This window comes from Nocardia sp. NPDC003726 (assembly GCF_053586955.1).
The window spans coordinates 1-26,024 of the sequence record NZ_JBSFNF010000018.1 but is presented as its reverse complement, the minus strand read 5'-3'; the positions used below and the strand labels follow the sequence as shown (position 1 = coordinate 26,024).

24 protein-coding genes, 1 rRNA gene and 1 pseudogene are annotated in these 26,024 nt (G+C 69.9%); 2 read left to right on the top strand and 24 right to left on the bottom strand.

The genetic code is table 11. The features are described from left to right. Nucleotide 1: 1 nt before the first annotated feature. The 3 genes from ACWDMM_RS22670 to ACWDMM_RS22660 are packed head-to-tail and all read right to left on the bottom strand — an operon-like array spanning nt 2 to nt 1,750. Complete coding sequence (locus ACWDMM_RS22670) at nt 2–844, bottom strand: RNA polymerase sigma factor SigF (protein WP_449939360.1); 843 nt, start codon at nt 842–844, stop codon at nt 2–4. Continuing rightward, nucleotides 834–1,298, bottom strand: a complete 465-nt coding sequence (locus tag ACWDMM_RS22665) for an anti-sigma factor (protein ID WP_449939359.1) — start codon at nt 1,296–1,298, stop codon at nt 834–836. The genes ACWDMM_RS22670 and ACWDMM_RS22665 overlap by 11 nt, the downstream gene beginning before the upstream one ends. Continuing rightward, nucleotides 1,271–1,750 carry a Dps family protein gene (locus ACWDMM_RS22660; RefSeq protein WP_195081464.1) on the bottom strand — a complete coding sequence of 160 codons (480 nt, stop codon included), beginning with the start codon at nt 1,748–1,750 and terminating at the stop codon, nt 1,271–1,273. The genes ACWDMM_RS22665 and ACWDMM_RS22660 overlap by 28 nt, the downstream gene beginning before the upstream one ends. A gap of 200 nt (nt 1,751–1,950) precedes the next feature. On the opposite strand from ACWDMM_RS22660, the gene ACWDMM_RS22655 reads away from it, so the two are divergent. After that, nucleotides 1,951–3,438 (top strand): mannitol dehydrogenase family protein, encoded by a 1,488-nt coding sequence (locus ACWDMM_RS22655; RefSeq protein WP_397071053.1) that lies wholly within the window; start codon nt 1,951–1,953, stop codon nt 3,436–3,438. Here ACWDMM_RS22655 and ACWDMM_RS22650 read toward each other — a convergent pair. From ACWDMM_RS22650 to ACWDMM_RS22585, 14 genes are all read right to left on the bottom strand, one after another. Then, nucleotides 3,435–4,193 carry an acyl-[acyl-carrier-protein] thioesterase gene (locus ACWDMM_RS22650; RefSeq protein WP_195081463.1) on the bottom strand — a complete coding sequence of 253 codons (759 nt, stop codon included), beginning with the start codon at nt 4,191–4,193 and terminating at the stop codon, nt 3,435–3,437. The two genes, ACWDMM_RS22655 and ACWDMM_RS22650, sit on opposite strands and share 4 nt — an antisense overlap. Nucleotides 4,194–4,380: 187 nt before the next feature. Beyond that, the gene (der, locus tag ACWDMM_RS22645) at nt 4,381–5,799 is read right to left on the bottom strand and encodes a ribosome biogenesis GTPase Der (RefSeq protein ID WP_195081462.1); all 1,419 of its coding nucleotides are present in this window, start codon (nt 5,797–5,799) and stop codon (nt 4,381–4,383) included. Continuing rightward, nucleotides 5,796–6,503, bottom strand: coding sequence for a (d)CMP kinase (gene cmk, locus ACWDMM_RS22640; RefSeq protein WP_195081776.1), 708 nt, complete (start codon nt 6,501–6,503; stop codon nt 5,796–5,798). The genes der and cmk overlap by 4 nt, the downstream gene beginning before the upstream one ends. 35 nt (nt 6,504–6,538) lie before the next feature. After that, the gene (locus ACWDMM_RS22635) at nt 6,539–7,615 is read right to left on the bottom strand and encodes a pseudouridine synthase (RefSeq protein WP_195081461.1); all 1,077 of its coding nucleotides are present in this window, start codon (nt 7,613–7,615) and stop codon (nt 6,539–6,541) included. A 9-nt stretch (nt 7,616–7,624) separates the two neighbouring features. Then, complete coding sequence (gene scpB, locus ACWDMM_RS22630) at nt 7,625–8,281, bottom strand: SMC-Scp complex subunit ScpB (protein ID WP_195081460.1); 657 nt, start codon at nt 8,279–8,281, stop codon at nt 7,625–7,627. 33 nt (nt 8,282–8,314) lie between these two features. Beyond that, nucleotides 8,315–9,256 carry a segregation/condensation protein A gene (locus tag ACWDMM_RS22625; protein WP_397071057.1) on the bottom strand — a complete coding sequence of 314 codons (942 nt, stop codon included), beginning with the start codon at nt 9,254–9,256 and terminating at the stop codon, nt 8,315–8,317. A 377-nt stretch (nt 9,257–9,633) separates the two neighbouring features. Beyond that, nucleotides 9,634–10,578, bottom strand: coding sequence for a ParA family protein (locus tag ACWDMM_RS22620; RefSeq protein WP_195081774.1), 945 nt, complete (start codon nt 10,576–10,578; stop codon nt 9,634–9,636). Between the two features lie 191 nt (nt 10,579–10,769). Next, on the bottom strand, nt 10,770–11,234 hold the full coding sequence (locus ACWDMM_RS22615; RefSeq protein WP_449939354.1) for a cupin domain-containing protein: 465 nt from the start codon (nt 11,232–11,234) through the stop codon (nt 10,770–10,772). Nucleotides 11,235–11,369: 135 nt separating this feature from the next. Beyond that, entirely contained in the window at nt 11,370–12,314 is a 945-nt protein-coding gene (xerD, locus tag ACWDMM_RS22610; RefSeq protein WP_357106024.1) for a site-specific tyrosine recombinase XerD, read from the bottom strand. Nucleotides 12,315–12,320: 6 nt separating this feature from the next. After that, nucleotides 12,321–12,980: an NUDIX domain-containing protein gene (locus ACWDMM_RS22605; RefSeq protein ID WP_449939351.1), complete on the bottom strand. Its 660-nt coding sequence runs from the start codon at nt 12,978–12,980 to the stop codon at nt 12,321–12,323. Nucleotides 12,981–12,984: 4 nt separating this feature from the next. After that, complete coding sequence (locus ACWDMM_RS22600; protein ID WP_195081456.1) at nt 12,985–14,706, bottom strand: CTP synthase; 1,722 nt, start codon at nt 14,704–14,706, stop codon at nt 12,985–12,987. Between the two features lie 222 nt (nt 14,707–14,928). Then, nucleotides 14,929–15,873, bottom strand: coding sequence for a copper transporter (locus ACWDMM_RS22595; RefSeq protein ID WP_195081455.1), 945 nt, complete (start codon nt 15,871–15,873; stop codon nt 14,929–14,931). Nucleotides 15,874–15,882: 9 nt separating this feature from the next. Further along, a complete protein-coding gene (gene steA / locus ACWDMM_RS22590) occupies nt 15,883–17,097 on the bottom strand; it encodes a putative cytokinetic ring protein SteA (RefSeq protein WP_195081454.1) in 1,215 nt (404 codons plus the stop codon). A gap of 370 nt (nt 17,098–17,467) precedes the next feature. After that, nucleotides 17,468–17,905 carry a hypothetical protein gene (locus tag ACWDMM_RS22585; RefSeq protein ID WP_195081453.1) on the bottom strand — a complete coding sequence of 146 codons (438 nt, stop codon included), beginning with the start codon at nt 17,903–17,905 and terminating at the stop codon, nt 17,468–17,470. Nucleotides 17,906–18,316: 411 nt separating this feature from the next. Between ACWDMM_RS22585 and ACWDMM_RS22580 the strand changes: the two genes are divergently transcribed. Further along, complete coding sequence (locus ACWDMM_RS22580) at nt 18,317–18,736, top strand: SRPBCC family protein (protein WP_195081452.1); 420 nt, start codon at nt 18,317–18,319, stop codon at nt 18,734–18,736. A gap of 9 nt (nt 18,737–18,745) precedes the next feature. Here ACWDMM_RS22580 and recN read toward each other — a convergent pair whose 3' ends face one another. The 7 genes and pseudogenes from recN to rrf form a co-directional block, all read right to left on the bottom strand. After that, entirely contained in the window at nt 18,746–20,530 is a 1,785-nt protein-coding gene (recN, locus tag ACWDMM_RS22575) for a DNA repair protein RecN (RefSeq protein ID WP_357113123.1), read from the bottom strand. Then, the gene (locus ACWDMM_RS22570) at nt 20,508–21,467 is read right to left on the bottom strand and encodes an NAD kinase (protein WP_195081450.1); all 960 of its coding nucleotides are present in this window, start codon (nt 21,465–21,467) and stop codon (nt 20,508–20,510) included. The genes recN and ACWDMM_RS22570 overlap by 23 nt, the downstream gene beginning before the upstream one ends. After that, complete coding sequence (locus ACWDMM_RS22565; RefSeq protein ID WP_195081449.1) at nt 21,464–22,285, bottom strand: TlyA family RNA methyltransferase; 822 nt, start codon at nt 22,283–22,285, stop codon at nt 21,464–21,466. The genes ACWDMM_RS22570 and ACWDMM_RS22565 overlap by 4 nt, the downstream gene beginning before the upstream one ends. 1 nt (nt 22,286) lies before the next feature. Continuing rightward, nucleotides 22,287–22,589, bottom strand: coding sequence for a hypothetical protein (locus ACWDMM_RS22560; RefSeq protein WP_195081448.1), 303 nt, complete (start codon nt 22,587–22,589; stop codon nt 22,287–22,289). Nucleotides 22,590–22,602: 13 nt separating this feature from the next. Then, on the bottom strand, nt 22,603–23,493 hold the full coding sequence (locus ACWDMM_RS22555; RefSeq protein WP_195081447.1) for an HAD-IIA family hydrolase: 891 nt from the start codon (nt 23,491–23,493) through the stop codon (nt 22,603–22,605). Between the two features lie 587 nt (nt 23,494–24,080). Then, a pseudogene (locus ACWDMM_RS22550) lies at nt 24,081–25,043 on the bottom strand (hypothetical protein); the annotation flags it as partial. Nucleotides 25,044–25,942: 899 nt separating this feature from the next. Next, nucleotides 25,943–26,024: ribosomal RNA gene (rrf, locus tag ACWDMM_RS22545) — 5S ribosomal RNA — on the bottom strand; the annotation flags it as partial.

The following is a 26,024-nucleotide window of genomic DNA, read 5'->3' as shown; positions in this document are numbered from 1 at the left end:
ATCACGCCGCGCTCGACACGAGTTGTTCTTCCGGGCCGAGCGCTCGTTCGCGCAGGTCCTTGAGAATCCTGGCGAGGATGCGCGAGACCTGCATCTGCGAAACGCCCAGTTCTTCGGCGATCTGACTCTGGGTCCGCGACTCGTAGAAACGCATGATCAGCACCTGCCGATCGCGCGGCGGCAACTCCGCGATCAGCGGACGCACGGCCATCGCCTGCTCCAGCAGGTCGTAGCAGGGTTCCTCGGCGCCCAGCGTGTCGGCCAGCGACTGCGGCGCGCCGTCGGCGTCCTCCCGCCCGGCCGCGTCCAGCGAGTTGGCCTGGTAGGCGTTGCCCGCGATGAGCGCTTGGGTGACCTCACCGAGGTCGACGTCCAGTTCCTCGGCGATCTCCCTCGCCGTCGGCATCCGCCCGAGGCGGTGCGACAACGTCTCCGTGGCCGGGCCGATGCGCAGCTGAATCTCCTTGAGGCGGCGCGGCACTCGCAGCGACCACGTGTGGTCGCGGAAGTGCCTGCGTACCTCGCCCATGATGGTGGGGACCGCGAATCCCAGGAAGGAACTGCCGCGCGAGACGTCGAAACGGTCCACCGCGAGCACCAGCCCGACCCGGGCGATCTGCAGCAGATCCTCATAGGACTCACCGCGGCCGGAGAACTTCCTGGCGATGTGCTCGGCCAGCGGAAGACACCGCCGGGTCACCTCCTCGCGCAGCGCCGCGCGATGCGGATCACCCTCGTCCATCGCGGCCAGCTTCTCGAACCACGGCTCGATGTTGTCGTAGCTGTCGCCGCCACGGGCGCGGCCTGCCGCGTCATTTCCGTCGGTCGTGAACTCACGTGTCATCAAATGGTCCTCGTTCCCAACTGAATTCGATAACGGTCGGGTACCCGCCGAGTTCGGAATCAAAAGGGTCACGAGAAATCGAGAGGGAACGGGTGAGCATGCGAACCAATTCCCAGCTCAGCGGATCGCCGTGCACGTCGTCATCGAACGCGGCCACGGCGTCGACGCGCACGCTCATCCGGCCCGCGCCGTAGGTGAACGCGCAGCCGAGCATCGAGCCGGGCATGGCGTCCGCCAGCAGCATCGTGGCCGCCTCGTTGATCGCCAAGCGGATGTCCGACGCCGCGTCGAGGGGCAGTTCGGCCACCAGGCACACGGTGTCGGTCATCGCGCGGATCAGGGCGAGCTGTCGCGCTTCGGCGGGGATCCGCACCGCGACCGCGGTCTCGGTGGCAGGCGCGCCGAACGCGCACGTGATCACCCGCATCAGGCCGTGGCGAGCTGCGCTTGCCACATCCAGTGCAACTGTTCCAGCCGCGCCGCGATCGCCAGGAACAGATCCTGGGTCACCGGATCGGCCTTCTCGGTCGCCGCGATGCGCTCACGCAGCCGCTTGATGACGGCGGCGAGGTTGCCGACTATCGCGTCGATGACGTCGGTGTCCTGTTGCCAACCCTCGCCGATGCCGATCGCGCCGGAACTCTTGGCCACGCTCGCCGCGCGCCCGTCCGGGCTCACGCCGACGGCGGTGGCGCGTTCCGCGGCGGAGTCGGTGAACTCCCGTGCCACGGTCACCAATTCGTCCAGCGCCAAGTGCACCGAGCGGAAGTTGGAGCCGACCACGTTCCAGTGCGCCTGCTTCGCGATCAGCGACAGGTCGATCAGGTCGACCACGGTTGCCTGGAGCGTTTCGCCCGCGATGCGCTGCTGCTCCGGGTCCAGCGTGCTGGTGATGGGTTGAGACATCGCATTCAGCCTTTCTGCCGTCGATCGGGTCACGGACGGTCTACCCAGCTCCACGGCGATAAACCTCCCGGTGGCCGACCCCACCGGGCGAAACGGGGTAATCGCCCCGGCCCGATCAACCGCCCATGCGGGCCGCGTGACGAGGGTTTACGGGCCGCCGCTGCACTATGGTGTGATCCACACGACACGGGAGGTGCGGGATGCCGGAACCCACGGCCACGCCCTTGCGGGCGGCGACGATGACCGGCTTCGCCGATCGTGTCTCGACACCGGGCTACGACCGATCTCGGATCAGCACGGGCATAGTGCATTTCGGTGTCGGCGGATTTCATCGGGCTCACCAGGCGATGTACGTCGACCGCTTGCTCGAACGCGGCCTCGGCGACGAGTGGGGCATCTGCGGAGTCGGCGTGCTCCCCGGCGATCGGCGCATGCGCGACGTGCTGCGGGCGCAGGACGGCTTGTACACGCTGTCGACGGTCGCGCCGGACGGCACGTGGACCACGCGCACGATCGGCTCGCTGGTCGAATACCGCTACGCGCCGGACGATCCCGAGGCCGTGGTGACGAAGCTCACCGATCCGGCCACCCGCATCGTCTCGCTGACCATCACCGAAGGCGGCTACCACATCGACGCCGCTACCGGGGAATTCGACCCGGACGACCCCGGAATCCGCGCCGACCTGGCCGGGAACGCGCCGCCGTGTACCGTCTTCGGCCTCGTCACCGAAGCGCTGGCCCGCCGCCGATCCCGCGGTGTCGCGCCGTTCACCGTGCTGTCCTGCGACAACATCGAGGGTAACGGGAACGTCGCGCGCCGGATGTTCGGCGCGTTCGCCGGGCTGCGCGATCCCGGGCTCGGAGCCTTCGTGGCCGAGCAGGTGCGCTTCCCCAATTCGATGGTGGACCGGATCACCCCGGTGACCCCGCCGGGGGCGACCGGCGAGATCGAGCGGCGCTACGGGCTCACCGACCGCTGGCCGGTGGTGACCGAGCCGTTCGCCCAGTGGGTGCTGGAGGATTCCTTCGCTCTCGGCCTCCCGGCCCTCGAGGAGGTCGGCGTGCAGGTCGTCGCCGACGTCACCCCGTACGAACTGATGAAACTGCGGTTGCTGAACGCGAGCCACCAGGCGCTGTGCTACTTCGGGTACCTCAGCGGATACCGGCTGGTGCACGAAGCCGCCCAGGATCCGGCCTTCCGGCGGTTCCTGACGCGCTACATGGACGCCGAGGCGACGCCGACGCTGCGCGCGGTACCCGGCGTAGACCTGGGCGACTACAAGCGGACGCTGCTCGACCGGTTCGCGAACCCCGCGATCGGCGACACCATCGCCCGGTTGTGCGCGGAATCCTCCGACCGGATCCCGAAGTGGCTGCTGCCGGTGGTGCGGGCACAGCTGGCCGCCGGCGGCCCGATCGACTGTGCGGCGGCGGTCGTCGCGAGCTGGGCCCGCTATGCCGAGGGCGTGGACGAGCAGGGTCAGCCGATCGAGGTCGTCGACCAGCTCCGCGATCGGCTGGTTCCCCTGGCCCGGCGGCAACGGCAGCAGCCGACCGCTTTCCTGGGCGAGCGCTCGCTGTTCGGCGACCTGGGCGATCATCCCCGGTTCGTGGCCGCGTATCTGGCGGCTCTGGAGAGCCTGCGCACCCGAGGAGCGCGCGCCACCGTCGAACAGTTGGCCGGTTAGCGCGAGGTGACCCGGGCGACCGCCCGGCAGTCCGTGCCGACGGCGAACCACACGTCCAAGCTCGAGTCGGTGCGGCGGGCGACCAGTTCGACGTCCTCGCCGGACCGCACCGGTTTCCCGTACTCGACCACCACGCGGTGCGGGCCCGATTTCAGTTCGGCGTGATCAGCGAGCACTTCTTCCAGCGCGGTGAGGTAGACCGCGTTGTTCATATGGTCGAGCAGGTCGATGTCGGTGACCCGGAGAGGGAAGGGCCGGATCTGCACGCCGGGCTCGTCCGCCGCGGGCATGGGATCGGTGAGTTCGGCCTTCCAGCGCAGCCGGTGCTCGGTCGTGCAGGCCAGCATGGGCGCGAGGAACCGGTCGCTCATCCGAGTCGGCACGCCGGATTCGGTGCCGAAATGGATCAGGAAACTCTCGGTCTCCACCAGCCCGCCCGCGCTGCCGCCGATCTGGACCCGCATCGCGCACCACCGGGTGGACGTCGCCGAAGGCCACCGCCGCAACGTCGCCCGCTCGCCGAAGCCGAGCGGCTTGAGCGCGTCGATCACCGTCCTGCGGATCACCCACAGGCGATGGATATCGCCGTCCTCCAGGACGTCGAGGTGGTCGTAGCCGACATCCTGCAGGTAGCGCGCGACACCGTCCAAGCGCAGGCGCTGCTCGCGATCGGTGTCGGCGAGGCGCACGGGCCATCCCGTCTCGAACGGAGTCAGGACGGCCGGTGGTTCCGGCAGGACGCTGGGAATGACCATGCCCGGATGATGCCAGGTGTTTGCCGCCATCGCGAAGCGTACTGGCCATATCGTCACGTATACGAGAGAATATCGGCTCCCATTAGGCATTTTGCCCGAATCATCAGCGGAGAAAAGCGACTCGCCAATAGGTAGCCAGACTGCGGGCGGCGAGGCCGGGACATGCCAGAGGCCTCGCCGTCGTCGCCTACTTCTTCGAGCGATCCCGCTTCTCGCGCACCCGCACCGAGATACGGACCGGCGAGCCGTCGAAACCGAATTCCTCGCGCAACCTGCGCTCCAGGAAACGCCGGTAGCCCGCCTCGAGGAAGCCGGTGGTGAACAGCACGAACGTGGGCGGCCGCGTGGTCGCCTGGGTGGCGAACAGCACGCGGGGCAGCCTGCCGCCGCGCATCGGCGGCGGCGTCGCGGCGATCACGTCCTTCAGCCACGTGTTGAGCCTGCCCGTCGGGATGCGCTTGTCCCACGATTCCAGCGCGGTCTCCATCGCGGGCACCAGCTTCTGCACCGCGCGGCCGGTGTGGGCGGAGATGTTCACCCGCTGCGCCCACGGCACCCGAACCAGTTCGCGGTCGACCTCGCGTTCCAGTTGCAGGCGGCGGTCCTCGTCGACCAGGTCCCACTTGTTGAACGCCAGCACCAGCGCCCGCCCGGAATCGGCGACCATGCTGATCACCCGCAGGTCCTGTTCGGTGATCGGCTGGGAGGCGTCGATCAGCATGATCGCCACCTCCGATGCCTCCAGCGCGGACTTGGTGCGCAGCGAGGCGTAGAACTCGGTGCCGCTGGCATTGGCCACCTTGCGGCGCAGCCCGGCGGTGTCGATGAACTTCCACACCTTGCCGCCCAGTTCGACGAGGGAGTCGACCGGGTCGACCGTGGTGCCCGCGACATCGTGCACCACGGAACGCTCGTCGTTGGCCAGCTTGTTGAGCAGGCTGGACTTGCCGACGTTCGGCTTGCCGACCAGCGCCACCCGACGCGGACCGGCACCCCCGGTCCCCTCGCGCGGGGTCTCCGGGAGCACCGCGAGCACGTCGTCGAGCAGGTCACCGGTGCCGCGGCCGTGCGCGGCGCTGACCATGCGTGGCTCGCCGAGTCCCAGCGACCACAGCGCCGCCGCTTCCGCTTCCACCCGCTGGTCGTCGACCTTGTTGGCGACCAGGATCACCGGCACCGAGGAGCGGCGCAGCTTCTTCACCGCCGCCTCGTCGGTGGCGGTGGCGCCGACCACGGCGTCGACCACGAGCAGGATCGCGTCGGCGGTCTGCATGGCCAGCTCGGCCTGGCGGGCCACCGATTGCTGCAATCCCTTCGCGTCGGGCTCCCAGCCGCCGGTGTCCTGCACCAGGAACCGGCGACCGGCCCAGTTCGCCTCGTAGGACACGCGGTCGCGGGTTACTCCCGGGATGTCCTCCACGACCGCTTCCCTGCGGCCGAGGATGCGGTTGACCAGGGTCGACTTGCCCACGTTCGGGCGTCCGACCACGGCCAGCGTCGGCATCGCGACATGCGCGGAGTCCTCGAACTCACCCTCGAGATCGGTCAGTTCCCAGTCGGCTTCGTCGCTCCAGACGCCGTCGCCGGCCAGCACGTCCCCGTTCATCGGTCCCCTCCGGCTCCGTATGCGGCGACCTGCTGCGCGACCACGCCGTACAGCTCGTCGATCACCTCGTCCATGGACAGTTCGCTGGTGTCGACCGGTACCGCGTCCTCGGCGGGACGCAGCGGGGACACCTTGCGGGTCGAGTCGAGCGTGTCGCGGCGCTGCACGTCGGCGAGCACGCCCGCGTAGTCGTCGCCCCGGCCCTCGGCGATGTTCTGCTGATTGCGCCGGTGCGCCCGCGCCTCGGCGGAAGCGGTCAGGTAGATCTTGGCGTCCGCGGCCGGCAGCACGACGGTGCCGATGTCGCGGCCCTCGACCACGATGCGGCCCGCCGCCGCCGTGATCTCGCGTTGCATGGCGACCAGCAGTTCACGCACCTCCGGCACCGCGGAGACCGCGGAGACCGCCTTGGTGACGGCGTCGCCGCGAATCTCCGATCGCACGTCCTCGCCGTCCAGCTCGATCACCTCGCGGCTGGGATCGGTGCCGATGGACAGCGGCAGCTCCTTGACCGCGGCGGCGATGGCCGCGGTGTCGGTCAGTTCGATGCCTGCGCGCAGCACGCGCAGCGTCGCCACCCGGTACATCGCGCCGGTGTCGAGGTAGCGGGCGCCGAGCCGGGTGGCCAGGCGCCGTGACACGCTCGACTTCCCGGTACCAGAAGGCCCGTCCATGGCGACCACCAGTGGGCTCGTACCGGCCATCCGCGCCGGCGCCTGCACCGGGATCTCCACACCGTTCACAACGACACCGCCTCGTAGAGTTTGCCGATTTCATCGCGGCCGAGCACACGCAGCGTGCCGGGCCGTTGGTCGCCCAGCGCGACCGGACCGATATGGGTGCGGACCAGCCGGACGACCGGATGGCCCACCGCGTCCAGCAGGCGGCGCACGATGTGCTTGCGCCCTTCGTGCAACACCACCTTCACCAAGGAACGTCCCTCCCCCAGTTCCAGCACCTGGAAACGGTCGACCTTGGCGGGACCGTCCTCCAGCTCGACGCCTTCTCTGAGCCGCTTGCCGACCGCGCGATTGTTGACCTCGCCTTGCACCGTCGCCAGATAGGTCTTGGAGACCTCGTAGGACGGGTGCATCAGCCGGTGGGCCAGATCGCCGTCGTTGGTGAGCAGCAGCAGGCCCTCGGTGTCGGCATCAAGCCTTCCGACATGGAACAGCCGCTGGCCCGCGGCGATCCGCTCGGCCACGATGTCGCCGACGCACGGGCGTCCCAGATCGTCGGACATGGTCGACTGCCAGCCCTTGGGCTTGTTCAGCGCGACGTGCACCAGTTCCTCGCGCACCACCACGCGGGTGCCGTCGACGCGCACCACCGCGTGCTGCGGGTCGATGCGCAGGCCTTGCTCGCGCACGATCATGCCGTCGACCTCGACGCGGCCCTGCGCGATCATCTCCTCGGCGGCCCTGCGCGAGGCCACGCCCGCCTTGGCGAGCACCTTCTGCAACCGCTCGCCCTCGCCCCACGGGAGCTTGGTGTGGCCGCCGGACGGGGCGGGCTCCACGTTCTGGTGGCGCGCGGGCTTGGCGTTGCTCAGCAGCGGCGGCGGTGCGACCTGCCGCTGCGGTTTGGGCTTCTTCTTGCTCGCCGCGGCGGTGTGCCGCTGCGGGCTGGGAGCGGCGGCGGATCCGCGCTGTGCCGTCCGGCCTGCGCCGCCTTGCTGGGCGCCACGGGCGGTGATCCCCCGTTGGGCCGAACGGGCGTCGCGTGAACTCGAGCCGCGGCTCGCGCCGCCGCGTTCGGGCTGTGCGCCGCGTTTCCTACGATCCGGTGTGCCATCTCGGCGAGCGGGCGTATTCATGTTGTCCTGTCACTCTTCGGTGCCGAGGTCCAAATCGGCCTCGGCGGGTTTCCTCGACCTGGTGTAGCGGGGGTCCGTCTCCAGGCTCTCGTTGATCTCATCGATCAGGTCGACGCCCGGAAGCAGGGGCGCCAGCGGCGGCAGATCGCTCAGCGAAGCCAGTCCGATCCGTTCCAGGAACAGCTCGGTCGTGCAGTACAGCGTTCCGTTGGTCTCCGGGTCGACGCCTGCCTCGGCGATCAGGCCCCTGGCCAGCAGCGTGCGCATCACCCCGTCGACGTTCACGCCGCGCACGGCGCTGACCCTGGTCCTGGTCACCGGCTGACGGTATGCCACCACCGCCAGCGTCTCCAAGGCCGCCCGGGTCAATTTCGATCGGGAGCCGTCGAGCAGCATCCGCTCCACATACGGCGCGTACTCGCTGCGAGTATAGAAGCGCCAGCCGTCACCGACGAAACGCAGATCTATCCCGCTGGACCGCGCCGACAGTTCGGCCGACATCTCGCGCAGGGTCCGCTCGACCCGCTCGGCGCTCTCGCCGAGAGCGGCCGCGAGCTGGTCAACCGGTGCGGGCGAGTCGACGACCAGCAGCATGGCCTCGAGCGCCGAACGGAGATCGGCGTCGGCGAGCGGTTCGGGGGTGAGTTCCACCACTGCCTCACTCACGATCGCGCCTCCGCGCCCTCGCGCTGTGCTCGCTCACCCGTAGTCCTCCTCGATCGTCACGGTCTCCACCTGTTGCGCGGCGTCGTCGCCGATCCAGCTCACCGACAAGGGACCGAGCGGATCGGGCTGGTCGAACTCGATCGTCTTGCCGCGATACAGCTCGAGCAGCGCGAGGAAGCGGGCGACGATCTGGACCGGAACCTCGCAATCGGCGACCAGCTCGCCGAAGGAGGTCCACGCGCCCGCACCACGCTGTTTGAGCCGCTCCAGCACCAGCGCCGCCTGCTCGGCCACCGAGATCGCGTGCGTGTGCAAGTGGTCGAGCCCGACCTTGGGCACCGGACGGGGCCGGAAGGCCGCCGCGGCGATCGCGGCGAACTCGGCCGCCCCGACACCCAGCCTAACCTCGGGCAGCAGTCCGGCGTAACGCTCCTCCAGGCCGACCGCGCGCGGATAGCGGCGCAGCGCGGCCGCCTCCAGCTCGCCGAGCAGTTCGGCGACCTGCTTGAACGCGCGGTACTGCAGCAACCGCGCGAACAGCAGGTCGCGGGCCTCGAGCAACTCCAGGTCCTCGGCGTCGGTCATCTCGCCGGACGGCAGCAGCCGCGCCGCCTTCAGATCCAGCAACGTGGCGGCGACGACCAGGAATTCCGTGGTCTGGTCCAAGATCTTGTCCGCGCGCAAGGTGTTCTGCCGCGCCATGTTCGCCGTCAGCGCCTTGGTGTAGGCGATGAACTCGTCGGTGACCTTGTGCAGCGCCACCTCGGTGACGTCCAGCTTGCGCGAGCTGATCAGGGTGAGCAGCAGATCGAACGGTCCCTCGAAGTTGCTCAGGCGCAGACGGAACCCGGTCGCCTGCGGCTCGGGCGACGTTGCCGCTCCGGCCTCCGGTGCGCCGGGCGCGTCCTGCGAGAGGGCCGGTGCTTTTAGCGGGTCGGGCGAGGAGCCGGGCTCCTCCGGCGCATCGTGACCCACGACAGGGACATCAGGTGCGTCGACGGACTGATCGTCCGGTCTCTCCGGGACGATCGTCCCGCCAGGCCGCGGGGGTGGTTTCGGGACGGTTTCGTCCCTACGGTCCCACGCGAGCGGGGCGTCCGCCGCCGTCTCCGGCGCGGTTCGTCCGGTGGAACCTCCGGCGATGGCCGGGCTCGGGCGACGGGGGGCGGCGTCGCGGCCCGCGGCGATGAACGCCGCCGCCGCGTTTCCGAGCGCGGGCGCGGCCTGCCTGGATTCGGGCCGCTCACCGGCCTCGGGTGCCTGATCGTCCCGCGTTGGAGTCGGTCCGGCCGCGGAAGACCCCTGGCCGGACGGGTCGTGGTGGGACGCAGACGAGGGGTCGGAGCGGCCGGTCACCGGCCGGATCGGTGGATGACTTCCCGAGCCATCGACCGATACGCCTCGGCGCCACTGGATTTCGGCGCCCACGTGGTGATCGGCTCGCCCGCGACGCTGGCGTCCGGGAAACGGACGGTGCGCGCGATGGCGGTGTCGTAGACCAGATCACCGAACACCTCGACCACGCGCGCCATCACCTGGCGGGAATGCAGCAGTCGCGAGTCGAACATGGTGACCACTATTCCGTACAGGCTCAGCCGCGGGTTCAGCCGGTCCCGCACCTTCTCCACGGTGTCGTTGAGCAGCGCCAGCCCGCGCAGCGAGAAGTACTCGCATTCCATCGGGATGATCACGCCGTCCGAGCAGGCCAAGGCGTTGACCGTGAGCAGGCCGAGCGACGGCTGGCAGTCGATGAGGATGTAGTCGTAGCGGTTGCGGATCGGCTCCAGCGCGCGGCCGAGCGACTGTTCCCGGCCCACCTCGTTGACCAGCTGGATCTCGGCGGCGGAGAGGTCGATGTTGCTGGGCAGCAGATCCATGTTCGGTACCCGGGTCTGCATCAGCACGTCGTCGATCGACACCTTGGAACCGATGAGCAGGTCGTGCACGGTCGAGTCGAGATCGTGGTGGGCGACACCGAGCCCGGCCGACAGCGCGCCCTGCGGGTCCAGATCGACGAGCAGGACGCGGCGGCCGTATTCGGCCAGTGCCGCACCGAGATTGATGGTGGAGGTGGTCTTGCCGACGCCGCCCTTCTGGTTGCACATGGCCACGATGAGCGCGTCCCCGTGCTGGCCGACCGGCGGCGGGTCCGGCACCAGCCGCAACGGCCGTCCGGTCGGGCCGAGCGTCGCGTCCTCCGGGACCGGCTCCACTCCGTGGCCCCACAGCGTTTCCGCCGCGGCGTCCGAGTACGGACCCGGTCGCGAGCCCGTAAGCGGCTCCGCCCCAGCACCCATCGGCGGCTCTGCCGCGCCGGCTGTCGTCACGATCCGCTGCTCCTTATACGTTCCTGCCCGTTGCCTCGCCGAGCGTAGCGAGGCCGATCATGGGCCGACCTCGCTTTCGTGCGGTCCAGCTCTCGATAGACGCTACCGCTTGACGGCACTCGAGTGCCGCGCCTCGGCGCGGCGTGTTCGTGCCGCGCTGGTCAGCGCCATTGCGGTCCGCCATCGAAATGAACGTCGAACCGGTCGTGCAACTCGTTCATACTGTCCCAGTCCGCCTCCCCGCGCGCGATCCGGCCGAGTTGCCGGAAGTATTCGAAGCGGACGATACCGGGTGTGAGCACAGCCAGAAACTCGGCGGGGCCGTCGGCGGCGGCTCCGAAGGCGTGCACCGTGCCCGGCGCGACCACCACCAGGCCACCTGCGCGGACGGCGCTGCGGGTGCCGTCCACGAGGAAATCCATTGTGCCGCCGAGCACATAGAAGATTTCGGTCGACTTCGTGTGGTGGTGTGGCCGGGTGCCGTCCGCACCCGCGGCCAGGGTCAGCCGGTTGGCGCCGAAGAGCCCTTCGGAGTTCTCGCTGTCCTCCAGTAGCCGGAAGGAACCGCCGCCGGGCAGCGGAATCGTTTCGACATCGGCCTCGTGGACGATGAAAGACTTTGCCATGCACTTCACCTCGCGTTGTGGTCGGGAACCGGACCGTCGGCGGCACGCCGCGCACCCGGCAGACCAGCACAACCGGACTGCAGTCCACTTTGTTCCGCGCCTTACCCATGCGTGAAGCTCGCGGCGGGGCAACGGTTACCGCGCGCGGGGATGCGCGGTGGCCCACACCTCGCGCAGGGTGTTGACCGTGACCAGGGTGTAGATCTGCGTCGTGGTCACCGAGGCGTGGCCGAGTAGTTCCTGCACCACCCGGACGTCGGCGCCCCCGTCGAGCAGATGGGTGGCGAAGGAATGGCGCAGCGTGTGCGGCGACACCGCCGCCGCGATGCCCGCGCGTTCGGCGGCGGTGTGCAGGACCTGCCAGGCGCTCTGCCGGGACAGCCGCGCGCCGCGGACATTCAGGAACAGGGCTCCGGCGTTGCCTTTTCCGCGCGCGGCGAGCACGGGCCGCCCGCGCACCAGGTAGGCGTCCACGGCGGCGAGCGCGGGCCGCCCGATCGGTACCAGACGCTGTTTGCCGCCCTTGCCGCGCAGGACGACCGCCCGCTGGTCGATGTCGAGATCGTCGACGTCCAGCCCGACCGTTTCCGAGATCCGCGCGCCGGTGGAGTACAGCAATTCCAGCAGCGCTCGGTCGCGCAGGCCGCGCGGCCCGCCGTCCACGCCCGCGGCGGGGTCGCCCTGACCACCTCCGGCCGCCTCCAGCAGTTTCAGCACCTGGTCATAGGGCAGCGCCTTGGGCAACCTGCGCCCCGACGCCGGCGGTTTCACCGCGTGCGCCACATCGGTGTCGGTGAGTCCCTCCGCGGCGGCGAAGCGATGCCACCCGCGCACCGCGATCAGCGCGCGGGCCACCGAACTCGCCGCCAGCGGCGGGCGTCCCGGACCGCCCGAGCGCAGCGCCATGGTGAACTCCGCGACGTCGGACTCGTCGACCCGGTCGAGCGACTCGATGCCGCGGCCGGTCAGGAAGTCCAGATACCGGCCGAGGTCACGCCGGTAGGCGCCCAGGGTGTTGGGCGCGACGCCGCGCTCGACGGCGAGGTGGTCGAGATAGGTGTCGAGCTCGCGACCGAGCACCTGCGGTCAGTCTTCGGACTTCTCGGCCGCCTTGCGGCGGAGGAAGGTCGTCGGCTGCCCGTCCCACGGCGCGTCCGGCGGCCGCGGTTCGATGCCCGCCGCCCGCGCCGCCGCCAAGGCGAGCACGCCGGCGACCGCGGTCGCGTTGACGATCTCCCCGCTCAGCGCCGCGCGGACCGCCGCGTCGACCGGCATGCGGACCACTTCCAGGTCCGCCTCCTCGAATTCCGGGTCGGGGCGCTCGGTTTCGTACAGCCCGCGGGCCAGGTAGACCCGCAGCGCTTCGTCGGTGAACCCCGGCGAGAGCGCCACGTCCACCAGCACCGCCCAGTCCCTGGCGGCCAGCCCGGTCTCCTCGGCCAGCTCACGGCGCGCCGCGACCAGCGGGTCCTCGCCGGGCACGTCGAGCAACCCGGCGGGCAGTTCGAGCAGCCGTCTGCCGATCGGGTGGCGGTACTGGTTGATCAGCACCACATTGCCGTCGTCGTCGATCGCGGCGACGGCGACCGCGCCGTGGTGCTCGATCACCTCGCGTTCCACGACCTTGCCGCCCGGCATGCGCACCTGGTCGAGTCGCAACGCGAGAATCGCACCGGTGTAGACCGTCTTGCTGGATTCGATCTCGAAATCGTGGCTGCCCGGCTCGGCAGCGCCCCCGTTGCTCATGCCGCTACGCCTGTTCCGCCGCACCCGCCAGTTCTTCGCCGGGAATGTCCACCGGGAGCCGTTCGGCCGCTTTGTATTTCAGCGCCGCCGAGATGAGCGCCGCGAACAGCGGATGCGGGCGGGTCGGCCTGCTCTTCAACTCCGGGTGCGCCTGGGTGGCGACGAAGAACGGGTGCACGTCGGCGGGCAGCTCGACGAACTCGACCAGGTGGCCGTCCGGCGAGGTGCCGCTGAACCTCAGGCCGCTCTCGGCGATCTTGTCGCGGTAGGCGTTGTTCACCTCGTACCGGTGGCGATGACGCTCGGAGACGTGCTCGCTGCCGTAGGCCTGGGCGACGACCGAGCCCTTCTCCAGGGTCGCCGGGTAGGCGCCGAGCCGCATGGTGCCGCCGAGATCGGCCTCCCCGGCCACGGCCTGCTCCTGGTCGGCCATGGTGGAGATGACCGGGTGCGGGGTGTCCGGTTCGAATTCGGCCGAGTTGGCCTCCACCAGCCCCACCCTGCGCGCCGCCTCGATCACCACGCACTGCAAACCGAGGCACAGGCCGAGCAGCGGAATGCCGCGGGTGCGCGCGTAGCCGATCGCGCCGACCTTGCCCTCGATGCCGCGGATGCCGAAGCCGCCGGGGATCAGCACCGCGTCCACGTCGCGCAGCGCGTGCTGCGCGCCCGCGGGCGTCTCGCACTCGTCGGAGGGCACCCACCGGATGTTCACCTTGGCCCGCGAGGCGAACCCGCCCGCGCGCAGCGCTTCGGTGACCGAGAGGTAGGCGTCGGGCAGATCGACGTACTTGCCGACCAGCGCGACCTCGACGGTCTCGCGCGGCGAGTGCACCCGGTCGAGCAGGTCGCCCCACACCGTCCAGTCCACGTCGCGGAACGGCAGGCCCAGCCTGCGCACCACGTAGGCGTCCAGGCCCTCCCGGTGCAGCACGCGCGGGATGTCGTAGATCGACCGCGCGTCGGGGGTGGAGATGCAGGCGTCGACCTCGACGTCGCACATCAGCGCGATCTTGCTCTTCAGCGACTGCGGGACCTCGCGGTCGCAGCGCAGGATCAGCGCGTCGGGCTGGATGCCGATATTGCGCAGCGCCGCCACCGAGTGCTGGGTCGGCTTGGTCTTCAACTCACCGGAGGGCGCCAGGTAGGGCACCAGCGAGACGTGCAGGAAGAAGACGTTGTCGCGGCCGACGTCGTGGCGGATCTGGCGGGCGGCCTCCAGGAACGGCTGCGACTCGATGTCGCCGACGGTGCCGCCGATCTCGGTGATCACCACGTCCGGGGTCTGGCCCTGCAGATCGGGGCCGCGCATCGCGAGGATCCGGTGCTTGATCTCGTCGGTGATGTGCGGGATCACCTGCACCGTGTCGCCGAGATACTCGCCGCGGCGCTCCTTGGCGATGACCGACGAATAGATCTGTCCGGTGGTCACGTTCGCGTCGCGGGACAGGTCCCGGTCGAGAAAACGCTCGTAGTGGCCGACGTCGAGGTCGGTCTCCGCGCCGTCCTCCGTCACGAACACCTCGCCGTGCTGGAAGGGGTTCATCGTGCCGGGATCGACGTTCAAGTACGGGTCGAGTTTCTGCATCGTGACGCGCAGCCCACGCGCCGTCAGCAGCTGACCGAGGCTGGAGGCGGTAAGACCTTTACCCAATGAGGAGGCGACACCACCGCTGACGAAGATGTGCTTCGTGTCTGTTCGCGCCTGAATCCGTGTTTGACCCACGGGTCTTCACGGTAACACGGATCCGCCCGTCCGTTCGACTGCCACGCGCGTTTGCCCGCCGATCGCGGGAGGTCGATGAGAGCCCGCGCGTCCGGAGTGTGGGGCGGGTCTCTCCCGGGCCGCCGGTGTCCGGCGGGAGTCGGTGCCGTGACAGCGTTCGATCGAGGCCCGGAGCTGACAACCCCTTGGTCGACCGGCGGCCGCGATGCTGTCGGCGACCGGTCAGCCCGGCACGACGGCCAGGGTGAGCGAGGCCGCTTTCGCGCCGGTGCCGTAGCGCCCGGCGCCCCCGTTGAGCTGTTCGCCCAGCGCCAGCGCGGTCGTGACCCGGCCGAGTTCGCGCTCGACGTTGTCGACGGTGCTCACCTGGGCCGCGAGCGCGGCGTCGGCACGGACCACGGCGATCGGCCCCTGCCCGTCGGCGGCGCCAGCGCGACCGGCGAGCACCACGCCCGCGCCGCGGCCGCGCAGGGCGCCCGCGAAGCGCGCGATGTTCGGGCCTGCGCCGTCCTCGGCCGCGGCGGCGCCGTCGCCGGTGATCACGACCGCGAGCTGCGCGGGCCGCACCGGCGTGTCACCGTAGGCGAGGAAACCGCCGCCGCGCATGGTCTCCAGGACCAGCCCGAGTTCCTCCGGGGTGCTCCGAGTTTGCCCGCTGGCCGGATCGAGCAGCAGCACCAGGCCGAGCAGATCGCCGGCCATACTGCCCTGATCCACCGCGCCGGTCCGCAGCTGCGCACCGGCCGGGATGACGTTCGTCAGGGCCGTGCGCATCCGATCGCCCTCGCTGCCGTCGGCGAACGCCTCGGTGAGCGCGATCCGGCCGGTGACTGTCGCGCCCGCCGCCGCGAGCGCTGCGCTCACCGCGTCGACGTCTCCCGGGTCGGCGTCGGGGGTCGTGAACACGACGACACCGCGGTCGGCGAGCGTACCGCCGAGAATGCGGCCCGACGAACCGGCGATGAAACGGTCGGCGGCCGCGGTCTGGTCGTCGAGCAGCCGGTTCCGCTCGGTCAGAGCGTCCACCTGTTGGCGCAGATCGGCCTTGTCCGCGCGCAATCCCGACAGCAGATCGGCCGCGAGTGTCTGGGATCCGAGCACCACACCGATCGCGAGCGCGAGAAAGATCGCGACGATCGAGATGGCGTGCTGGCGCATCGAAATCATCGTTCTCCTTCAGAGTTGACGAGCGGCGACTTGCCCCTGCGCCCACCGCGCGAGGCGGTTCCAGGTGTCCACACCCCAGTCCAGGGCGTCACCGCCGCTGTTGGAGGCCAGCAGCACGACGATCACCGCCACCAGCGCGGCGAGCACCACCAGCGCGACGGCGACCCCGGACACGCGGGTGCGGTACAGGGTGGCCACCGCCTTGGCGTCCATCAGCTTCGTGCCCACCTTGAGCCGGGTCAGGAAGGTGGCCGGGTTGCTGTCGCGGCGTCCCCGGTCGAAGAAGTCGTCGAGCGAGGCGGGCGCTCCGGCGGTGACGATCAGCGCGGCGCCGTGATGGTCGGCCAGCAGCAGCGCCAGATCGGCGGGCGAGCCGGAAGAAGGGAAGGTCGTCGCGCCGATGCCGAGGTCCTGGATGCGTTCGAGCCCCTTGGCGTGGCCGTCGGTGTCGGCGGGCAGGATCACCTCGGCGCCGCACTTCATCGTCGCGGTGGTGATCTCCTCCGGGTCGCCCACGATGACGTCGGGCCGGTACCCACGCCTGCGCAGGGTGTCCGCGCCTCGGCCGACGCCGATCAGGATGGGGGCGTACTCCTTGATGAACGGCTTGAGCCGCTGCAGGTCCTCGGCGTGCTCCGGGCCGTCGGCGACGACCACCACATGCCGTTGCCTCATCACCAGATCCAGTTCCGGGACGCCGAACCCGTCGATGAGCAGCGCGCTCTCGGTCCGGATGAACTCGATGGTGTTGCCCGCGAAGGCCTCGAGGTGATCGGCGAGGCCGTTGCGCGCTTCGATCATCCGCTCCGCGATGGCGGCCTCGGTTAGTTCGATGCCTTCGACGAGCACCTCGGGGTCCTTCTTGATCAGCCGGTCGGCGTAGACCACGCCGCCGTCGACACGGACCTTGACGCCGTCCTTGATCTTCTTGAACGCATCCGAACTCACCGTGTCCAGCAGCAGGATGCCGTGGGACACCAGCGCCTCGGGCCCCAGGTTCGGGTAGCGGCCGGAGATGGACGGCGAGGTGTTGATCACCGCGCCGACGCGCGCCTCGACCAGCCGGTCGGCGGTCATCCGGTCGAGGTCCATCTCGTCGAGGACGACGATGTCCCCCGGCCCGATCCGTCCGAGCAGCCGCCGGGTGTTGCGATCCACCCGGGCCGTCCCGATCAGACCAGGAAGCGTTTCGGTGTTTCGCGACAACAGCGCCGGCATCCTCATGAAGCGATGATGACCGCTAACTCTCAACCATTGGTGGAGGCGCGCCGTTATCTCCTGGCTCGATCCGACCTCTCGCTATAAGGCGGCAATCTCACCTCAGCTACGATCACCGCCCTCGATCCACGCTCCAGCTCCAGCTCTTGCGTCCTCGTGCGGCGATTCCGACCGCTTCGACCGAGGGCCAGCTCGACGCAACGAGCACATGCTTCGCCACCAGCAATCAAGTCGCGAATCCCGCTTCGAGTTCCAGCAATGCCAGGTCCGCACCCACCCCCAAGCCGACGGCGAATTGCCAGCTACATGTACGAGAACCGATCCGCCAGGTGAAGCGGCTCGAGCACTCGCCGTACGGTTCGATCGAATCGGATCCTCAGCACCACTTCGCCTGCGGACGGCACACGGTCCAGCCACTGCCGTCCGGACGTTCGGTGCGCGTCCATGCCGACTCCCCCGCCTCGTTGCCCGCACCACTCTCATCCGGCCGCGGCTTGCTCTGCCGGTGGTATTCCCGCAGCGCATGCTGATGCTCGTTCTGCCGCAGCGGATTCGGATCGGAGTGCTGATATCCGAACGGATCGATCTTGTGCCACCCCGTCGAGTCGCCGTGCGAACCCGAGCGTCCCGAGTGGTCGCCACGAGACAGCGACTCCGCCGCGGCACCACCCGCCGCGGCAACCGTTCCCGCGGCGAGACCGGCGATGAACAGCGCGAACGCGCCCTTCTTCGACCGTCCCCCGCTCCCTCCCGTCGCCGAGCCGCGAAAGCGCGCTCCGCCCGCCTCGATCGTCATCGGAAGAACACTGCGCATGATGGCCCCTTCGCCTCGGCGCTTCCCGCTGTCCGGCGGAATTCACCCGCCGTTCATCTACTGAGTTCAATAGTAGATGATGAATCGGACATTACGGGCACAAGTTGGCCAAGAGTTGAGCATCGAGTACGAAAGCCGTTGATCGCTCTGAGCTTTGTCACAGCGAACTGCCCATGAGAGCCCTGGCCTGCGACGGCCAGCAGTGCCCGAAACGGGCTTTTCCACGAGTATCCTCAGTAGATCGTCCGATCGTGCGCCTCACACCCGGCGGACTACGACACTGCGTGCCCGCGCGGTAGCCGGGCAACCCGGACGGCTCACCTTCGAGTGTGATGCGAACGACACGATCACCGAGCCGCGACCGGTGTACCTATATGCTGCCGGTCACACGTAACTGGAAGAGGAGAATTCATGGCCAGCACCACCGTCGACGCCGTCATCGCCGCCCCGCGCGAGGTCGTCTACCGGCTCTTCGCCGACCGCGAGAGCATCAGCCCGTACATTCCCGCCCAGGTCAAGCTGGTCAAGCCCGGCCTGACCGAGCGGGAGGGCGTCGGCGCGCAGCACCTGATCGGCCTCGGCCCGGTCGGTGTGACGGAAGAGATCACCAAGCTGGTGCCCGGTGAGCGGATGGAGTACAAGATCGTCAAGGGAGCGCCGGTGAAGCGGCACGTCGGCATCGTCACCTTCGCCGACGCCGACAACGGCACCCGGGTCTCCTACACGATGGAGTCCGACCCGTCGCTTCCGGTGCCCGCCAAGGTGCTCGAGTTCGGTTTGAAGAACCTGATCGGCGTGTTCATCAAGGGCGCGCAGAAGGCGGTGCGCTGACCGGCGCGCTCAGCGCGCGGCCACCTCGGCGCCCGCTTTCTCCGCGCGTGCCGTCGCCAGCAGTTCCTCCGCGTGCGCCCGGCCGGTCTCGGTGTCGTCGAGACCGGCCAGCATCCGCGCCAGCTCGACCACCCGCTCGTCGTTGGTGAGCGCGCGGACGCCGCTGTTGACAGTGCCCTTGCCGTCGTCGGATTTGTCGACCACCAGGTGAGTGTCGGCGAACGCCGCCACCTGCGGCAGATGGGTCACCACGATCACCTGATGCGTGCGCGCCAGCCGCGCCAGCCTGCGACCGATCTCCACCGCGGCTCGCCCGCCGACGCCCGCGTCGACCTCGTCGAACACCATGGTCGCGCCGTGCTCGGACCCGGCGAGCACCACCTCCAGCGCCAGCATCACTCGGGACAGCTCACCGCCGGAGGCGCTTCTGCTCAACGGCAACGACTGCGCGCCCGAATGCGCCGCCAGCCGGAACTCGACCTCATCGATACCCGTGGGCCCGGCGTGCAGTTCCGTGCCGTCGACGGTGAGCGGCGCCGAGTCCTGCGCGCCCGCGGGCACCGGCCGCACCTCCACCTCCAGACGCGCCTTGCCCATCGCCAGACCACCGAGTTCGGCGCTCACCGCGGCCGCCAGCTTGCCCGCCGCCTTGGCCCGCGCGGCGCTCAGCTTCTTCGCCGCCTCCCGCACCCGCTCGGCGGCGGTGTCCACCTCGGCGGCCAGCTTCGCCAGCGCCTCCTCCGAGACGTCCAGCGAGCCGAGCCGAGCGCGGGCCTCCTGCGCCCAGACCAGTACGCCGTCGATGTCGGGTGCGTATTTGCGGGTCAGCGTCTTCAGTTCGGCCTGGCGGGTGAGCAGCGAATCCAGCGCACCCGGATCCGAAGGCAGATCCGACAGATACCCGCTCAGCTCGGTGGTCACGTCGACCACAACGGCGATGGCGTCGGCCAGGCGCGGCGCGAGCGCGACCAGCGCCGGATCGTCGGCGGCTTCGATGCGGGCGCGCGCGGCGCCGAGCGCTTCCAGCGCGCCGGAACCGTCTTCCGGCGCGTCGGCGGGCCCGGCCAGCGCGTCGTGCGCGGTGGCCGCCGCTTCCCGCAGCGAGTCCAGATCGCTGAGCCTGCGCACCTCGTCGACGATGCGCACGTCCTCGCCGGGTTCCGGCGCGATGGCGTCGATTTCGCGCAACGAGTGCTCGAGCCGTTCGGCCTCGAGCGCCAATTCCCGGCTGCGCGCGGTCCGTTCGAGTAATTCGGTACGGGCGTCGAGCCACGATCGGCGCAGCACCTGGTATTTCCGCAGCAGCGCGCCCACCGTGTCGCCGGCGAACCGGTCCAGTGCCGACAGCTGCTGGTCGGGGCGCTGCAAACGCAGCTGATCGTTCTGACCGTGCACGGTCAGCAAGGGTGCGGTGAAATCGGCCAGCACCGAGGCGGGCACGCCGCGCCCGCCCAGATGCGCACGCGAGCGTCCGTCGCTGCCGACCGTGCGGATCGCGATGACGCTGCCGTCGTCGTCCTGCTCGGCCGCGGCCGCCTCCAGCACCTGCGCGACCTCGGCGCGCGCGGCATCGTTGACATCGTCGATGGTGAACCGGCCCTCGACCACGGCACGGGAGGCGCCGAGACGGACCCGGCCCGCGTCCGCGCGCGCACCGCTGAGCAGATGCAGGCTGGTCACCACCATGGTCTTGCCCGCGCCGGTCTCGCCGGTCAGGCAGGTCAGGCCCGCGTGGAACTGCGCGGTCGCCGTGGAAATGACGCCAAGCCCGTCAATCCTGATCTCTGTCAGCACTTGTGCTCTCCGTTCGCCGTCGGCCACGCCAGCCTGTCACGGGCAACTGGAACTTGCGCACCATCCGGTCGGCGAACGGTGCGGAGTCCAGCCGCACCCAGCGCACCGGTCGAGCGCCGCGAACCGCCTCGACCCGTCCACCGCTGGGCAGTGCGAGCGTGCGCCTGCCGTCCAGGAAAACTATCGCATCGTGTCCGGTCGCCACCGACTCGACCGCGATCCGCGAATCCGGGCTGGTCACCAGCGGTCGCGCGAACAGGGCATGGGCATTGCTCGGAATCACCAGCAACGCTTCGAGTTCCGGCCACACCACCGGCCCGCCCGCGGAGAAGGCGTAGGCGGTCGACCCGGTCGGTGTGGAGATGAGGATGCCGTCGCAGCCGAACGAGGACACCGGGCGGCCGTCGACCTCGAGCACCACTTCCAGAACGCCCATGCGGGAAGCGTTCTCGATGCTCGCCTCGTTCAGCGCCCATCCGCTCTCGACGACCTCGTCCTCGACCCGCACCGTGACGTCGATGGTCATCCGGTGCTCGATCGTGTAGTCGCGCCGCACCACCTGGGCGAGCGCCTCGTCCAAGTGCTCCGCCTCGGCCTCGGTGAGGAATCCGATGCGACCGAGGTTGATGCCGAGCACCGGCACTCCGGCCGGGCGCGCCAGCTCGGCGGCACGCAGGAACGTCCCGTCGCCACCGAGCACCAGCACCATCTCGCAGCCGACGGCGGCCTGCGGGCTGTGCTCGACCACGCGCACCGGAAAACCGCCCGGCTGCTCCTCGAACCGCGTGCTGTCCGCTTCATCGGCGAGCACGCGCAAGCAGATCCCCGCCTCCGCGAAGATCTTCGCCACCCGGTGCGCGGTCTCGATGATCTCCGCGCGACCCGGATGCGACACCAGCAGGATCTCCCGGCCGCAGGGCTGGGCCAGCGCGTTCACTGTGGACCCTCCTCGACCGCCCGCTCCACCAACGCGGCGACCTGCTCGCCGTCGTACTCGAACGGCCCATCATTGCGCAGCCACAAGAAGTATTCGACGTTGCCCGACGGGCCCGGCAGCGGGCTCGCCACGACACCGGCGGTGCGCAGGCCCAGCTGTGCGGCCGCCGCCGCCACCGCGCGCACCGCTTCGGCGCGCAACGCCGGATCCCGCACGACACCGCCCGAGCCGACCCGCTCCTTACCGACCTCGAACTGCGGTTTCACCATGGGCAGCAGGTCGGCGCCCGGCGCGGCGCACGCGGCCAGCGCGGGCAGCACCAGGCTCAGCGAAATGAACGACAGATCACCAACCACCACCTCGACCGTGCCGCCGATGATCTCGGGCGTCAGGTTGCGCACGTTGGTCCGGTCGAACACCCGGACCCGCTCGTCGTTGCGCAGACGCCAGACGAGCTGGCCGTAGCCGACGTCGACCGCGACGACCTCCCGCGCTTCGCGTGCCAGCAGCACGTCGGTGAAACCTCCGGTCGATGCCCCCGCGTCCAGGCAGCGCTGACCCGCTACGGACAGCCCTTCCGGCTCGAACCGCTCCAGCGCTCCGAGCAGTTTGTGCGCACCGCGCGAGGCCCACGACACCTCGTCCGGCTCCTCCCGGACCACCAGCGGCGTGCCCGCCTCGACCGCGGTCGCCGGCTTCACCGCTACCGTTCCAGCTATCAGGACGCGGCCCGCGCCGATCAGCTCGACCGCGTGTTCCCGCGATCTCGCCAACCCGCGGCGAACCAGTTCCGCGTCCACCCGCGCGCGTCTGGCCACCTCAGATCTTGTCCACCGTGGCCAAGGCCTGTACCAGCACGTCATGTGCCTGCTCCAGGATGCGAGCGCGACGGGTGATGTCGACTCCGGCCTCGGCGCTGTCGGTCGCCACCCCGGTTCGGCCGGGAAAGTCGAGTTCGGCGAGCAGGCTGTCGACCTCACCGCGGACGCGATCCGGGTCGGCAGGCTCCTGGTGTCCTTGCGCACCCGGCAGGTGCCGGCCGGGCAGTGGGACCCCAGGACGGGGGCCCGGCGCACCGGCGGCCGTACCGGGGCCGTTCGGACGAGGCGTAGCAGTAGTCATCGTGGCGTCAACGCTATCGGATTTCCGAATCGGACGCGCGCACCGTCACAGCTCGTCCCGGATGGCGCTGCAGCGATTCGCCGAGATCGGCTTCCGGCTCGGCGGCTACGGCGGCGTGATTGAGAGCGTCGAGGGAGTCGGCGACGAACGTCGGGAGTTGCCCGTCCGGGGCCTTGCGCAATTCGTCCAGCGTGCTGACACCGGTGAGCACGAGCAACGAGTCGAGACCGACGCGGTTGGCGCCCTCGATATCGGTGTCGAGACGGTCGCCCACCACCAACGCGGCGCGGGAACCGGCCCGCACGAGCGCGTCCTCCAGCAGCGGGGCATAGGGTTTGCCCGCCACGATCGGCTCCCGATCGGAGGCGGCGCGCAGCGCGGCGACCATCGCACCGTTGCCCGGCGCGAGGCCGCGTTCGTTCGGCAGTGTCCGGTCGGTGTTCGCCGCGACCCACAGCGCGTCCGCACGCAGAGCGTAGGCGGCTTCGGCGAGGTCCGGCCAAGCGGTGTGCGGCGAATGTCCTTGCACCACAGCGGCGGGCGCGGCACCGTCGAAGCGCCGGATCGGCCGCAGCCCGACACCTTCCACCTCGGCGGCCAGGTCGTCGGTGCCGACCACCAGCACCGGCGCGCCCGGGTCGAGCCGCTCGGCCAGCAGCCGCGCCGCCGCCTGCGCACTGGTCACCACGTCGTCGCCGGACGCGGGAAAGCCGAGCTCGGACAGATGGGCGGACACCACCTGCGGCCCGCGGCTGGCGTTGTTGGTGACATACACCAGCCGCTGGCCCGCCTGCCCGTCCGCGACCAGCGCTTCCGGCGCCCCCTCGATCACCTCGTGACCGCGATACAGCGTTCCGTCCAGATCCAGCAGCAGGGCTCGGTAGCGATCTCGTAGTCGCGTCACACCACTCTCACTCCGTGTCACCGATCGGCGCCGTGCCGACTCATCACCACCGGACCCGCCGAGTCCGGGACATCGACACTACGCCAGCGAGCGGACCGAAAAGACATGGCGTCAGCCACTCTCCACACGCTCGCCATCCAGGATGTCATCAAGGTATGGCAAGCCGACGAACCCACGTCCCGTTGTCGTGTTCCGGACAGAAGCACCTGAACAAGGGCCACATCGTCAGCCCGATATTCGCTGTTGCACCGCCTCGCGGGTCGGCCGTCACCTTCAACCGCCGCGAACACCACGTGCGTCACCTGACTTCTATAACCGCCGTCGCGGCGGCAGGTGGACCGCGGCCGCGTCGACGGACGTATCAGATGCCGCTGTCCCCGGTGAGTTCGGCGGCACGCTCCCGGGCGTCCGTCTCCCCGTCCAAGTCGGCAGAAGCGGCCTTGAAACCAGGGTGGGGTCTTCGTGAGTGCGCCCCGCCGCCACAAGGGCATCGACGTATGGTCCCGGAACTACCCGTCACCGAAGACTTTCCGGTCTAGGCCGCCGACGCCATAGGGCATCGGCGACTGCGCCCGGTCACAGAAGAATCAGATGTCGCTGTCGCCGGTGAGTTCGGCGGCGCGTTCCTCGGCGTCCGTCTCTCCGTCCAGGTCGGCGGAGGCGGCGTTGAGGAACCAGGTGAGGCCTTCGTCGGTGCGTCCCGCCGCCACGAGGGCATCGGCGTAGGCGTAGAAGAGGCGAGCCGCGGCCGATCCGGTGCGGGACGGGTCGAGATCCGAGGTCTGCAGAGTGACGACGGCTTGGTCGTACTGACCGAGGTCCATGCGCGCGCCCGCCACGACGATGCGCAGTTCGGCGGCTTCATCGCCGCGCAAGGCGCGCGCCTCGTCACTGCGGCCGAGCTCGATCGCGCGTTCGGGACGGCCGAGGCCGCGCTCGCAGTCGGCCATGACGGCCAGCAATCCGGAACCACCGGACATCCGGCGCGCGGTCCGCAGCTCCGACAAGGCCTCCGCCCATTCACCGGCGTGGTAGGCGACGACTCCGGCAGTCTCACGCACGACCGCGATCCGCCCGGCACGCTGCCGTGCGGCTCTGGCATGCGCGAGAGCGAGCCCGGGATCGTCGTCGAGCAGGCGCACCGCCATCACCAGGTGCCTGGCGACCGTCTCCGCGTTGCCTTTGTCCAAGCTGAGCAGATCGCGCCGCACGGCGGAGTCGAGATCGGCCGCCTGCACCTCGTCCGGCAGATCGGGTTCCTCCGGCCGCGGCGGGCGGCGGTCGAGGGAACGGCCGGCGCCCACACGGGCTCCTTCGCCGCCCCTGCGCCGATCCTGCGGCGTCTCGCCACGCGGTGCCGAACTCTCACGGTCCGCGTCGCGCCGACCCTCACGCTCCGATCCCTGGCGACGGCGATCGTCATCGCGGCGCTGGAAGCCGGACTCACCGCGCCGCCCGGCGTCACCGCGATCATCGAAGTCGCCACGACGCTTGAATCCACCGCGCTCGCCCGCCTCACCGCGGCGTGCTTCACCCCGGTCACCGGAATCGTCACGGCGGCGGTCGAACCCGCCCCGGGGGGACTCACCACGGGGGGAGTCACCACGACGGAACCCGCCACGAGCGCCGGAGGCATCGCCGGAGCGGGAACCGCCACGAGTGCCGGAGTCACCGCCCGAGCGGAATCCGCTGCGAGAACCCGAGTCACCGCCTGAGCGGAAACCACCGCGTGTGCCGGAGTCACCGCCCGAGCGGAAACCACCGCGAGCGCCGGAATCACCGCCCGAACGGAAACCACCGCGTGACTCATCGCGCCGCTCTTCGGAATCGCCGCGGCGGTTGAAGCCACCACGGTCGCCGGAATCGTCGTACCGTCTGAAGCCGCCGCGCTCGCCCGGCCCACCACGGCCTGCCGACTCGTCCCGACGCTGGAAACCACCGCGCTTGGGTGCGTCGCCTCCCCGGCGGAAGCCACCGGTGTCGCTGGTCCGGTCGCCGGAGTCCCGGCGTCCGAATCCACCGCGCTTGTCGGCGCCGCCGCTGTCTCCGCGACGATCGAAACCACCGGAATTGTCGCGGCGCTGGAAATTCCCCCGGTCGGACGAGCCTTCCCGCGCGCCGTAACCGCCCGATTCGCCGCGGCGGTTGTAGCCGCCGCGTTCCCCCGAGTCACCGCGACGGCTGAATCCCCCACCGCGGCGGTCCGCGCCCTGGTTGTCGCCTCGCCGGCCGGACCCGGGATCGGGAGCGCCGCGCCGGAAGGGCTTCCGATCGTCGTTTTGTTCCGGCACGGTGCTCCCTTTCTTTGTTCCGCGAAAAGTCGGTATTCGCCACAAATTGAATCACGCACCTGCGGTGGGGCGCGGTCACGGCGGTTCGCCGGAGCTCCACCAGGTGCTCAAACGACGATAGGGGACCCAGATTCTGGGTCCCCTATCGTGAAAGGATGTTCCGGCGGTGTCCTACTCTCCCACACCCTGTCGAGTGCAGTACCATCGGCGCTGGCAGGCTTAGCTTCCGGGTTCGGAATG

What these genes read in the sequence shown, in the direction of transcription:
- ACWDMM_RS22670 (WP_449939360.1), bottom strand. Translation starts at nt 844, where the DNA reads ATGACACGTGAGTTCACGACCGACGGAAATGACGCGGCAGGCCGCGCC.
- ACWDMM_RS22660 (WP_195081464.1), bottom strand. Translation starts at nt 1,750, where the DNA reads ATGTCTCAACCCATCACCAGCACGCTGGACCCGGAGCAGCAGCGCATC.
- ACWDMM_RS22655 (WP_397071053.1), top strand. Translation starts at nt 1,951, where the DNA reads ATGCCGGAACCCACGGCCACGCCCTTGCGGGCGGCGACGATGACCGGC.
- ACWDMM_RS22650 (WP_195081463.1), bottom strand. Translation starts at nt 4,193, where the DNA reads ATGGTCATTCCCAGCGTCCTGCCGGAACCACCGGCCGTCCTGACTCCG.
- der (WP_195081462.1), bottom strand. Translation starts at nt 5,799, where the DNA reads ATGAACGGGGACGTGCTGGCCGGCGACGGCGTCTGGAGCGACGAAGCC.
- cmk (WP_195081776.1), bottom strand. Translation starts at nt 6,503, where the DNA reads ATGGCCGGTACGAGCCCACTGGTGGTCGCCATGGACGGGCCTTCTGGT.
- ACWDMM_RS22635 (WP_195081461.1), bottom strand. Translation starts at nt 7,615, where the DNA reads ATGAATACGCCCGCTCGCCGAGATGGCACACCGGATCGTAGGAAACGC.
- ACWDMM_RS22620 (WP_195081774.1), bottom strand. Translation starts at nt 10,578, where the DNA reads ATGGGTGCTGGGGCGGAGCCGCTTACGGGCTCGCGACCGGGTCCGTAC.
- ACWDMM_RS22615 (WP_449939354.1), bottom strand. Translation starts at nt 11,234, where the DNA reads ATGGCAAAGTCTTTCATCGTCCACGAGGCCGATGTCGAAACGATTCCG.
- ACWDMM_RS22605 (WP_449939351.1), bottom strand. Translation starts at nt 12,980, where the DNA reads ATGAGCAACGGGGGCGCTGCCGAGCCGGGCAGCCACGATTTCGAGATC.
- ACWDMM_RS22595 (WP_195081455.1), bottom strand. Translation starts at nt 15,873, where the DNA reads ATGATTTCGATGCGCCAGCACGCCATCTCGATCGTCGCGATCTTTCTC.
- steA (WP_195081454.1), bottom strand. Translation starts at nt 17,097, where the DNA reads ATGAGGATGCCGGCGCTGTTGTCGCGAAACACCGAAACGCTTCCTGGT.
- ACWDMM_RS22585 (WP_195081453.1), bottom strand. Translation starts at nt 17,905, where the DNA reads ATGCGCAGTGTTCTTCCGATGACGATCGAGGCGGGCGGAGCGCGCTTT.
- ACWDMM_RS22580 (WP_195081452.1), top strand. Translation starts at nt 18,317, where the DNA reads ATGGCCAGCACCACCGTCGACGCCGTCATCGCCGCCCCGCGCGAGGTC.
- ACWDMM_RS22560 (WP_195081448.1), bottom strand. Translation starts at nt 22,589, where the DNA reads ATGACTACTGCTACGCCTCGTCCGAACGGCCCCGGTACGGCCGCCGGT.